Source organism: Mesorhizobium sp. Mes31 (assembly GCF_024519675.1).
In the GTDB taxonomy this organism is placed as follows: domain Bacteria; phylum Pseudomonadota; class Alphaproteobacteria; order Rhizobiales; family Rhizobiaceae; genus Mesorhizobium.
Window position 1 is genome coordinate 522306 of record NZ_JALJRL010000003.1, and the last position, 11393, is coordinate 533698.

The 11393-nt window shown below is 62.2% G+C and carries 11 protein-coding genes and 1 pseudogene; 10 read left to right on the top strand and 2 right to left on the bottom strand.

Annotated elements, in window-relative coordinates; all coding sequences use genetic code 11:
• The first annotated feature begins 4 nt into the window (after nt 1-4).
• Nucleotides 5-1384, top strand: a complete 1380-nt coding sequence (locus NR193_RS07750) for an aspartate aminotransferase family protein (RefSeq protein ID WP_256750270.1) — start codon at nt 5-7, stop codon at nt 1382-1384.
• Nucleotides 1385-1402: 18 nt separating this feature from the next.
• Nucleotides 1403-2503 (top strand): alcohol dehydrogenase family protein, encoded by a 1101-nt coding sequence (locus NR193_RS07755; protein WP_256750271.1) that lies wholly within the window; start codon nt 1403-1405, stop codon nt 2501-2503.
• Between the two features lie 53 nt (nt 2504-2556).
• Here NR193_RS07755 and NR193_RS07760 read toward each other — a convergent pair.
• Nucleotides 2557-2746: pseudogene (locus NR193_RS07760) on the bottom strand (ornithine cyclodeaminase); the annotation flags it as partial.
• A gap of 148 nt (nt 2747-2894) precedes the next feature.
• Between NR193_RS07760 and NR193_RS07765 the strand changes: the two are divergent.
• The 5 genes from NR193_RS07765 (at nt 2895) to NR193_RS07785 (ending at nt 7540) form a co-directional block, all read left to right on the top strand.
• Nucleotides 2895-3833: a MurR/RpiR family transcriptional regulator gene (locus NR193_RS07765; RefSeq protein ID WP_256750272.1), complete on the top strand. Its 939-nt coding sequence runs from the start codon at nt 2895-2897 to the stop codon at nt 3831-3833.
• Complete coding sequence (locus tag NR193_RS07770) at nt 3830-4477, top strand: cysteine hydrolase family protein (protein ID WP_256750273.1); 648 nt, start codon at nt 3830-3832, stop codon at nt 4475-4477. Before NR193_RS07765 ends, NR193_RS07770 begins: the two co-directional genes overlap by 4 nt.
• Complete coding sequence (locus NR193_RS07775) at nt 4474-5796, top strand: glutamine synthetase (RefSeq protein WP_256750274.1); 1323 nt, start codon at nt 4474-4476, stop codon at nt 5794-5796. The genes NR193_RS07770 and NR193_RS07775 overlap by 4 nt, the downstream gene beginning before the upstream one ends.
• Entirely contained in the window at nt 5796-6563 is a 768-nt protein-coding gene (locus tag NR193_RS07780) for an N-formylglutamate amidohydrolase (protein ID WP_256750275.1), read from the top strand. Before NR193_RS07775 ends, NR193_RS07780 begins: the two co-directional genes overlap by 1 nt.
• A gap of 338 nt (nt 6564-6901) precedes the next feature.
• The gene (locus NR193_RS07785) at nt 6902-7540 is read left to right on the top strand and encodes a YjbE family putative metal transport protein (protein WP_256750276.1); all 639 of its coding nucleotides are present in this window, start codon (nt 6902-6904) and stop codon (nt 7538-7540) included.
• Nucleotides 7541-7773: 233 nt separating this feature from the next.
• On the opposite strand, the gene NR193_RS07790 is transcribed toward NR193_RS07785, so the two are convergent.
• A complete protein-coding gene (locus NR193_RS07790; protein WP_256750277.1) occupies nt 7774-8313 on the bottom strand; it encodes a hypothetical protein in 540 nt (179 codons plus the stop codon).
• Between the two features lie 121 nt (nt 8314-8434).
• Here NR193_RS07790 and NR193_RS07795 point away from each other — a divergent pair, with 121 nt between their 5' ends.
• From NR193_RS07795 to NR193_RS07805, 3 genes are all read left to right on the top strand, one after another.
• The gene (locus NR193_RS07795; RefSeq protein WP_375162690.1) at nt 8435-8992 is read left to right on the top strand and encodes a transglutaminase-like cysteine peptidase; all 558 of its coding nucleotides are present in this window, start codon (nt 8435-8437) and stop codon (nt 8990-8992) included.
• Nucleotides 8993-9765: 773 nt separating this feature from the next.
• Nucleotides 9766-10791 carry a sulfate ABC transporter substrate-binding protein gene (locus tag NR193_RS07800; RefSeq protein ID WP_256750278.1) on the top strand — a complete coding sequence of 342 codons (1026 nt, stop codon included), beginning with the start codon at nt 9766-9768 and terminating at the stop codon, nt 10789-10791.
• Between the two features lie 183 nt (nt 10792-10974).
• Nucleotides 10975-11208, top strand: coding sequence for a hypothetical protein (locus tag NR193_RS07805; RefSeq protein WP_256750279.1), 234 nt, complete (start codon nt 10975-10977; stop codon nt 11206-11208).
• The last annotated feature ends 185 nt before the right edge of the window (nt 11209-11393 follow it).

Sequence of the window (11393 nt, forward strand, 5' to 3'; positions counted from 1 at the left end):
AAAAATGCTCGACCAGTCCAACGAACTCGCCGCCTGGGATCGCGACCACTTTTTCCATCCCTCGACCCATATGGGCACGCATGCGCGCGGCGAGAGCCCGACCCGCATCATGGCCGGTGGCGAAGGCGTCACCGTCTGGGACAACAATGGCAGGAAGAGCATCGATGCCTTCGCCGGCCTCTATTGCGTCAATGTCGGCTATGGCCGCCAGAAGATCGCGGATGCGATCGCAGCCCAGGCCAAGAACCTCGCCTACTATCACGCCTATGTCGGCCATGGTACCGAGGCCTCGATCACGCTTGCCAAGATGATCATCGACCGCGCGCCGAAGGGCATGTCGAGGGTCTATTTCGGTCTCTCGGGTTCCGATGCCAACGAAACCAACATCAAGCTGATCTGGTACTACAACAATGTGCTGGGGCGGCCGGAGAAGAAGAAGATCATCTCGCGCTGGCGCGGCTATCATGGCTCGGGCGTGATGACGGGATCGCTGACCGGGCTCGACCTGTTCCACAACGCTTTCGACCTGCCTCGCGCGCCGATCCTGCACACCGAGGCGCCCTACTATTTCCGCCGCGCCGATCGCTCGATGAGCGAGGAGCAGTTCTCGCAGCATTGCGCCGACAAGCTCGAGGAGATGATCCTGACCGAGGGTCCGGAAACCGTCGCCGCTTTCATCGGCGAGCCGATCCTCGGCACCGGCGGCATCGTGCCGCCGCCAGCCGGCTACTGGGAGAAAATCCAGGCCGTGCTGAAAAAGTACGACGTGCTGCTGGTGGCCGACGAGGTGGTGACGGGCTTCGGCCGGCTGGGCACCATGTTCGGCTCCGACCATTACGGCATCAAGCCCGACCTGATCACCATCGCCAAGGGCCTGACCTCGGCCTATGCGCCGCTGTCGGGGGTTATCGTCGCCGACAAGATGTGGCAGGTTCTGGTGCAGGGCTCAGACAAGCTCGGTTCGCTCGGCCACGGCTGGACCTATTCGGCGCATCCGATTTGCGTTGCCGCCGGCGTCGCCAACCTCGAACTGATCGACGAAATGGACCTGGTGACAAACGCCCGCGAAACGGGCGCCTATTTCCGCGCGGAGCTCGGCAAGGCCGTCGGCGGTCACAAGAATGTTGGCGACGTGCGCGGCGACGGCATGCTGGCGGCGGTCGAGTTCGTCGCCGACCGAGATGATCGGGTGTTCTTCGACGCCTCGCAGAAGATCGGCCCGCAGGTAGCGACGGCACTTGCCGCGAGCGGCGTGATCGGCCGCGCCATGCCGCAGGGCGATATCCTCGGTTTTGCGCCGCCGCTCTGCCTGACGCGTGAAGAGGCCGACATCGTGGTGGCCAAGACCGCCGATGCGGTGAAGAGCGTGTTTGCCAATCTCTGAAATCGACCTGTGAATGCCATGACCAAACCCCTCCCCGCCACCATGGCCGCCGTGCAGCTCACCGGGCACGGCGGACCGGAAAAGCTGATCTACCGCACCGATGTCAAAGTGCCAGTGCCGACTCCCGGCGAAGTGCTGGTCAAGGTCACCGCTTGCGGCATGAACAACACCGATGTCTGGGTGCGCCAGGGCGCCTATGGCACGGAAGAGGACGCGGCAGCGGTGTCGACCTGGCGGCGCCAGGGCAACACGCTGACCTTCCCGCGCATCCAAGGCACCGACACGGTCGGTACCATCGTTGCCGTCGGCGCGGGCGTTTCGCCTGATCGCATAGGCGAACGGGTGATGGTCGATTTTTCCATCTACAACCGCGACGACGATTCGCTGGCCGACATCGACTATATGGGCCATGGCCGCGACGGCGGTTACGCCGAGTACCAGGCCGTGCCGGCCGAGAACGCCCATGTCGTCGATACGAACTTGAGCGACGTGGAGCTCGCCACCTTCTGCTGCGCCTACCTCACCGGCGAACAGATGCTGGAGCGCGCCACACTGAAGGCCGACGAGCGGGTGCTGGTCACCGGCGCCTCGGGCGGCGTCGGTTCGGGTATCGTGCAACTAGCCCGGGCGCGCGGCGCCATTCCCTATGCCGTCGTCGGCAAGGGCAAGGAACAGGCGGTGCTCGACATCGGCGCCGAGGCGGTGATCACCCGTGGCGTCGCCGACTTGCCGCAAGCCGTGTACGAGGCGACCAGGGGGCAGCCGATCGACGTCGTGGCCGACCTCGTCGGTGGAGCGATCTTCAACGACCTCTTGCGCATCCTTCGGCCCGAGGGCCGCTACACCACCGCCGGCGCGATCGCCGGTCCGGTCGTCCAGCTCGATCTCAGGACCATGTATCTGAAGCAGTTGCAGCTGCATGGTTCGAGCCAGGGCACGCGCGCCGATTTTCGCCGCATCGTTGGATATATCGAGGCGAAGAAAATCCGGCCGCTGGTCGGCGGCGTCTACAAGCTCTCCGATTTCCACCATGCGCAGGCGGATTTCATCGCCAAGGATTTCGTCGGCAAGCTGGTGGTGGTGCCGGACGCCATGTGGGAAAGCGGACCCGATCTCTGAGCCAAACAGGATACCGTCACCGGCTCATCGTGACAGTCAGAGTCGGGTCAATTTCAGCGCTGTTGGGCCGCTCTCAGCAGCATGCCTAACAAGTCGCGCGGCTCGTCAGGTCGGCGAGCATGTCGAGTTCCTGGTAAAGGCCGGTCGACTCCAGCTGATCGCTGACATAACGCAGCGCCGAAAAGTCGTCGATGGCGAAGCCACTGAATCGAACAGCGTGATCTGGTCGGCATCGCGCCGGCCAGAGCGCGGCGACGGCGAAGGCCTGCGGCGACAATGTCTCGATCCGCGCGCTCGCAATCGCTAGATGTAAACATCTCTTCAACGTTGACCGATATTTAAATCTCTGTAATAAACTCAACAAAAGAGAACACGGATTTCCGGGAGGCCCATGGCGATACGCGATGTTCTGATGCGCGGCGATCTGGCGCTGACGCCGTCGGAAGAAAAGATCGTCCGCCTGCTGTTGACGGACTATCCGACCTCCGGCCTTGGGACCGCCTCGTCGCTCGCCCGGCGCGCCGGCGTCAGCGATCCGACCGTGGTCAGGCTGGTGATGAAGCTCGGCTATGAGGGTTTTCCGGATTTCCAGGCGAAGCTGCTGGCCGAAGTCGAGGCAAGGCTGCATTCGCCTCTGCTGATGATGGAGGCCAAGCGTCAAAGCGGTTCCAGCGACAGCGCCGTGCTGGCCTATCTCGAGTCCGTCACCGCGGCCTTGCAGAAAGCCACCGCTGCGACACCGGTGCAGACCTATGAGCGGGCGGCACGCCTGCTGATGGAGGCCAAGGGCGAGATCGTGACGGTTGGCGGTCGGTTCAGCCGTCACATCGCCGGCATGCTTGCCGGATATCTCGTCCAGTTTCGCCCCAAGGTTCGCGATCTCGGTGTGCTCTCGCCACAAACATTCGACACGCTGGCCGATCTTGGCCGCCGCGACGTGCTCGTCGTCTTCGACTATCGCCGCTACCAGCTCGACGTGATGGCCTATACAAGCCAGGCGGCGGCGCTCGACATGCGCATTGTGCTGTTCACCGACCAATGGCTGTCGCCGATCGCCGACCTGGCTGAAGTCACCATCGTCAGCCCGCTCGAGGTCGCCTCGCCCTACGACACGCTGGCGCCGGCGGTCGCGCAGATGGAAGCCCTCGTCGCCCATATTGTTTCGACACTGGACGACGATGCTCGTGCCCGCATCGAGCGGCTCGAAAAGGTGCGGCATGCCAATGCGGTGACGCTGGACAGCGACCCGCAAGAGAACGGCGGGCGCCAGACACCTGGACCACGAAAGACACCCGGCCCAAAATCAGCAAAGCAGGACGACAAAGCATGACCCAAGCCTTACCCAAGCGAAACGAGGCCTTCCGAGCCGGCGAAACGGCGCTGCTGCTCGTCGACATGCAGCGCATCTGGCTGGAGCCAGGCGCCGACCCGTCGCATCCTGAGCGCGGTCCCGACCATTATTTCTACCGGCAGACCTCGTCGCAGACGATCCCCAACCAGGAGCGCCTGCTGGCAGCCGCGCGGGCCAACGGTGTCGAGGTTCTGCACACCATCATCCAGAGCCTGACCGAAGATGGCCGCGACCGTTCGCTCGATCATAAGCTGACACCGATCCATGTTGCGCCCAGCCTCCCCGAGGGTCTGCCGGTCTCGTCGCTGGCGCCGGTCGGCGACGAGATCATGCTGCCGAAGACGTCGTCCGGCATCTTCAACTCGACCAATGTCGACTATCTCTTGAAGAACCTCGGCATTCGCTACCTTGTCGTGGTTGGCGTGCTGACCGACCAATGCGTGGACATGACGGTGCGCGACGGCGCCGACCGCGGTTATCTCGTCACCTGCGTGTCGGACGCCTGCGCCACCATCACCCAGGAACGCCACGACATCGCGCTCAAGGCCTTCGGCGGCTATTGCTGGGTCACCGACACCGACACCGTCGTCGCCCGCTTCAACGCTTTGGGAAAAACGGCATGACATCGACTGTCGAACCCCTGGTTGCCGTCGTCACCACGGATCTCTCCGCCGTGACGCGCGGCCGCTTCGTTGTCGAAAGCAAGTTGCAGAAGACAGCCATGACCGGCGTCGGCTGGCTGCAGGCCAATCTCTCACTCACGCCGTTCAACTCGATCGTCGATCCCAATCCCTGGGGCTCGTCAGGCGATTTGCGGCTGATCCCCGACCTCAAGGCGCGCTTTCGCACCGCGCGGACCGGATCGGCGACGCCTTTCGACATGGTTGCCGGCGACATCGTCGAACTCGACGGCAGTGCCTGGCTCGGCTGCACGCGGACGATGCTCAAGGATGCGTTGGCCGACCTGAAGGCCGCGACCGGGCTCTCCGTCACCGCGGCCTTCGAGCATGAGTTCAATGTCGCCGACGGCGGCTTCGCGCCGGCGCATTCGATGTCCTTCGCCGCACTCAGGCGGACAGATCCCTTTGCGCCCAATCTGATGGCAGCGCTGGAGGAGGCCGGCGTCGCGCCTGAAGTGGTCATCGCCGAATTCGGCGACGAGCAGTTCGAGGTGACGCATGAGCCGGCGGACGCCCTGACGGCGGCAGACCGCGCCGTCGCCATCCGCGAAATCACACGCGAAGTGGCGCGCAATGCCGGCTGGCGCGCAAGCTTCGCACCCAAGACGGCGCCAAATGCCGTCGGCAATGGCGTCCACATCCATTTCAGCTTCGTCGATGAGACCGGCAAGCCGGCGACCTACGATCCGACGCAACCCGGTGGCCTTTCCAGCCACGCCGGCGCCTTCTGTGCCGGCGTGCTGCGCCATTTGCCTGGTATCACCGCCATGACGGCGTCGAGCGTATCGTCCTTCTATCGGCTGAAACCGCACAGCTGGAGTTCGTCCTTTACCTGGCTTGCCGACCGCGACCGCGAGGCGTCCCTGCGCATCTGTCCAACGGTGACGATCGGCGGACGCGACCCGGCACGACAGTACAACATCGAGTACCGTGCCGCCGACGCCACCGGCAATCCCTATCTGTCGCTGGCGGCGATCATCCGCGCCGGACTGGAAGGACTGAAGGCAAGGCTGCCGTCGCCGCCGCTGGTCACCGGCGACCCGACGCTGATGAGCGACGCGGAACGGACCAAGCTCGGTCTGGTGCGGCTGCCCGAAACCCTGCCGGCGGCACTGGACGCGCTTCTGGCCGACAGCACCGTCACGGGATGGTTCGCGCCGGTCTTCATCGAAACCTTCGTCGGCCTCAAGCGATATGAGGCCGAGCGCCTTGCCGGCCTCGATCCGGTTGCCGTCTGCGATCTCTACCGGACGCTTTATTGATGACTGCACAGAATGAAGGAGACTGGCCGCAAGCCGTCGAGGTCCTCAACGAGCACGGCCGCTCCGATATCGTCCTTTTGTGCGAGCATGCCTCCAATCACATGCCGGCCGAGTATGGCCGGCTCGGTCTCGAAGCCAGCCATCTGCAGCGCCACATCGCCTGGGACATCGGCGCCGCCGAGGTGACCCGCCTGCTGTCGGCACGGCTCGAGGCCCCGGCATTCCTGAGCGGATACTCACGGCTGCTGATCGACCTCAACCGGCCACTGGGCACGCTCGGCAGCATTCCCGTGCTGTCGGAAGACACCGACATTCCCGGCAATGTCGGCATCGATGTGGCGGAGCGGACCCGGCGCGCCGCGATCATGTTTTCACCGTACCATGACCGGGTGGCCGCCCATCTCGACCGCCGGATGACCGAAGGCCGGCCGACGCGAATCGTGACGATCCACTCCTTCACGCCGGTCTTCCTCGGTGTCGCCAGGCCATGGCATGCCGGCGTGCTGCATGACCATGCAGCCGATCTCGCCGAGTCGATCCTTTCGGGCCTGCGCACGGATGCGGCACTCAACGTCGCGGCGAACGTGCCCTATGTGATCAGCCGCGACGCCGACTACGCCGTCCCCATCCATGGTGACGATCGCGGCATCCCCGCCGTCCTCGTCGAGATCCGGCAGGACCTTTTGTCGACAAGGTCCGGCATCGAGGACTGGGTAAACCGCCTGGCGGCGGCACTGCCCTCACAGCAGATGCAGGCGGTACCGTGAGCAATCTCAGCCTGCGCGAGGTGACGCGGACGTCGCTTCATGATGTGGTGAAGCGCGGCCAACCGATCGGCGGCGGCTTTTCCATCGCCTGACGGTCCACGTCATCCTGCATTGCGTCGCAGCCACTTCGGTGGTCACGGCCTACCCCTATCTTCTCGGACGCGAAGCACCATATGCATATGGTACGATCCAGCCATCCTGCTGGACGCCGTCGGGCGGGGACGTCACATTGCTGGTGATTTTTTTGACGAGCCTGACCGGCATGCCGCTATTTTTTCGGGCAATGCCGACGATGAACTTGTTGCTTGCCAGCGGATTCCCCCAGCGGAGCTTGCCTGATGCCGTTTGAGATCGACCAGGCGACGATCGCAGCCTATCTGGAAGTCATCACCATCAATCTCGTTCTCTCGGGCGACAATGTCGTGGTGATCGGCATGGCGGCGGCCGGCCTGACAAGAGACCTGCGCCAGAAGGCGATCGTGGCCGGCATTGCCGCGGCTGCGGTGATCCGTATCGTCTTTGCCGTGGTGGCGGTGCAATTGCTGGAAATCCCGGGCATCATGCTTGTCGGCGGCCTGCTGCTGTTCTGGGTCTGCTGGAACATGTTCGAGGAATTGCGGTCGGCCGGCGATGCCGATGACGGAAACGGCATAGACGTCGATCTCGACACGGCCAGCCTTGTGGCGAAACGACCGGCCAAGGCGCTACGCACCGCGATCATTCAGATCATTGTCGCCGACGTTTCCATGTCGCTGGACAATGTGCTCGCCGTGGCCGGCGCCGCAAGCGACGACATGGATGCACTGATCTTCGGTCTTATCCTGTCGGTGGTCCTGATGGCGGTGGCCTCGACGCTGGTGGCGGCGCTGCTGGCCAGATACCGCTGGATCGGCTGGCTCGGCCTTGCGGTCATTGTCTATGTCGCGGGCAGCATGGTGTTGGATGGCGTCGGACAGTTGAAAGCGCTAGACTACTGAACGCTTTTTTCCAAGGCCTCATCGGCCCAGACTTATTAGAGCATGATCCCGAAAAGTGGAATCCAGTTTTCGGGAAAGATCATGCTCAAACAAAGAGATAGGGCCCCATCCCGATTCCATCGGGATGGAATAGGCTCTAGACTTCCGGGCCGTCGAAGGCCCCGGATCTTCAACCGGCAGTATTGGAGCAGACCCTCGCCCTATGGGAGGGCCACTTCGGCAACAGCCGGAACCTAGTTGCCGGAACCGGCGCCGGAATCGCCACCTTTGCCGCCGGAATCGCCACCTTTGCCGCCGGAATCGCCGCCCTTGCCGCCGGAATCGCCGCCCTTGCCGCCGGAATCACCGCCCTTGCCGCCGGAATCGCCGCCCTTGCCACCAGTATCACCGCCCTTGCCGCCAGTATCACCGACGCTGGAACCATCTGCACTGCCGGGAACGTTGCTGTCGCCAAGACGTGCAAGCGTTGCTGCTATTAGCGAGGTTGTAAGGGGTGGGCATTGCTCGATTTGGTCCGACGAAAGGATACTCCTGCGATTGATCGCGATACAGCACTGCGCATAGTTGGCGTCCGTAAGTGGTTGGCATTGGGCTGCTGTCAGCCGCGGCCGAATACTGTCCTGTGCTGCTGTCGAACTCGCGCAACTCGCGGCCAGAAGAGCAGATGAAATGAGCAAGGTCGAATGAGTCCTTCCCCCCCACACCAGGTATCGCAACATTTCTTCCTCCAACGGAAAGCGCACATGGCCCCAAACCAGGGCGCTATCAACCAATTTCTACAATTCGGTAACATATTGTTATTTATATTAGTCCGAAAATACCTTTTTAAGGATTGATTTACCATATTCTGCGAGGCTTGTTCGTTAAGTTGACAACTAAAGGAGACGGTACGTGATGCGTTTCGCTACGCTTGTTGCCGTAGCCATGGTGGCAACTGGTTGCAGTGAAACCATGCAGACAACCAATGCGATGATGGTCACAAAGGGGTATGCATTCCCACCGCCGGCCGCTCGTGTCTTCTGCACCAGCCATCCGAGACTCTGCAGCACCAACGGGCAGGTCAAACTGGTGACGCTGACGCCGGCACGCAAAGCCGAACTCGAAGCCGTGAACACCTCCGTCAATCGCCGGATCGAGGAGCGTAGCGATCTCGTCACGGCGGGCAGCGTCGACGATTGGCGCGTGCCGACCAAACAGGGCGACTGCGAGGATATTGCGATCCTGAAAAAGAGCGAGCTCTTGAAGCGTGGATGGCCGGCTTCCGCCTTGCTCCTGACGGTCGCGACGCTCGGCGGCGAAGGTCACACGGTGCTTACCGTGCGAACCGACAAGGGAGACTTGATACTGGATAACCGTGGCAGCGTGATCAGAGACTGGAAACGCACTTCGTACCATTATTTTGCCCGGCAATCCCAGTCCGCCAGCGGGAAGTGGGTGCGGATCAGCTCTTAACGGCCTTCGAGTTGCTTGCATCCGACTTCACTGCTCCGTGTCAGGCAAGAGTTCCGAACTGGTGCCGACCAATTTCCATCCAACGGGGCCGGACGGCTCTATATTCTCGTGCCTCTATACCGGGCGGCTTCCACCCAGAATGCGAGAGCAATTGCCGGAGACCGTCCTTTCACTTCAAAATCCCGCCCCCGATGGCTTCCCGCGGCAATCCACACGGTCTTTGAACGTTGATAGATCGTGATGCCGCGTGCACTCGCCCGAGCGCATAGCTCTGCGTCATTTCGAGACATTTCTTCCAACCCCATTGCCCATCAAACCTGTAGAAACGATTGTGACGGAGACATTCTTCCCGCAAAAAACACCTGGTTGCAGAGCGACCGGCCTTAGTCACGGCGGGGAGGTATTCCAGGTCCTCCGCACGGAGCGGTTTCCATCCAGAACGCCCGCGCAATTGCTGGCGACCGCCCTTTCATCTCAAATCCCGCTGCCAGCTTCCTGCCGCTATCCACACAGTTTTTGAACAGTGATGGATCGTAGTGCCGATGCGCTCGCACGCTGCACTCTGGTAGTTTCGCATCACTTCGATGCAGTGATTGCCCGCGGGATTGCGGTAGCAATAAACAGACCAGAATTGCGTGCGGCTGCATTTTGGCGGGTATCCCAGCCAAGACTCCACTTTTGGATTAGCTGGTCCGGCATATTTGCCCATTCGGACGAATGCATCTTATTTCTATCAATTCGGTAGATTTGGCGTGGGTTCAACGGAGGCAGAAATGACCAAACCTCATTTCCGGAAACTGCTCGGCGCGCTGGTCGCCACGTCTGTCCAGTTCGGCACGCTCGGTTTCGCGTTCGCCGACACCACCATCCTCAACGTGTCCTACGATCCGACACGCGAGCTCTACAAGGCCTATGACGAAGCCTTCGCCGCGCACTGGAAGGCCGAGACCGGCGAGACGGTCACCATCCAGCAATCGCATGGCGGATCGGGCGCCCAGGCCCGCGCCGTGATCGACGGCCTCGACGCCGATGTGGTGACGCTGGCGCTCGAAGGCGACATCAACGCCATCGTCGCCAAGTCGAAGAAGATCAATCCGGACTGGCGCAGCAAATTCGACAACAACTCGGCGCCCTACACCTCGACCATCATCTTCCTTGTCCGCAAGGGCAATCCCAAGGCCATCCACGACTGGAACGACCTGGTCAAGGACGGTGTCCAGGTGATCACCCCCAACCCCAAGACCTCGGGCGGCGCGCGCTGGAACTATCTTGCCGCCTGGGCCTACGCCAACGCCAGTGATGGCGGCGACGAGGCCAAGACCAAGGAATTCGTCGGCAAGCTCTACGCCAATGTTCCGGTGCTCGACACCGGCGCGCGCGGCTCGACCGTGACCTTCGCGCAAAAGGGCCTCGGCGACGTGCTGATCGCCTGGGAGAACGAGGCCTATCTGGCGCTCGACGAGTTCGGCGCCGACAATTTCGACATCGTCTACCCGCCGACCTCGATCCTGGCCGAGCCGCCGGTGGCGGTGGTCGACGCCAATGTCGACGCCAAGGGCACCCGCAAGGTCGCCGAAGCCTATCTGGGCTGGCTCTATTCCAAGGAAGCGCAGACGATCATCGCCAGGAACCACTATCGTCCGTCCAAGCCTGACCTGGTGCCGGCCGAGGACCTCGCCAAGCTGCCGCCAATCAAGCTGATCACCATCGACGATCCGCTTTTCGGCGGCTGGAAGAAGGCCCAGCCTTATCATTTCGGCGACGGCGGTATATTCGACCAGATCTACAAGCCCCAGTAAGGCCCGCCGATGGGAGCAGAGAAGCTTCCAAATGAGCTTCTCCGCCCCCGATACCCGTGCCGTCGGTTGAGTCAACATAATGGTGACCCGATTGTAACGTGGTATTGGCCCCGGTCCGGGAGCGAGGCAGTGCTTGCATCTGCACAGAACCTCCGTAATTCTCGGCCTGCCCGGAGGAACTGTATGGCTGGAGAACAACAACCGAACGACAAGCTTACTCGTCTTCTTGCCTCAGGCTGGTCCATCGCAGGCTATTCGACGACAATGATGGCCACCGGGACAATGACCCATTCCGTCTTGCTGCAAAAAGAACATGTCCTGATCTCTGCAACCATCGTGGCTGAGGGCGATCACGAGATTGGACGCGCATTCACGATGCTGGCGCCGGCACCGGAGACCAAGAAGCGTCGATTTTGAAGCCGACGCGATGACTGGCTCAATTCAGGCGGCGCGCGTGGTGGACTTTAGCTGCTCGGGCCTTCTTTCCGAAAACCGTTTCTTGGAGCTCGCCAGCGCCAGCTTGCGGCTCTGGATCGTAGTCGACGACGCCGGGAAGAGCGTCCATCGGCCGGGTCGGAAGGCGACGCGGCTTTTCTGCGCGG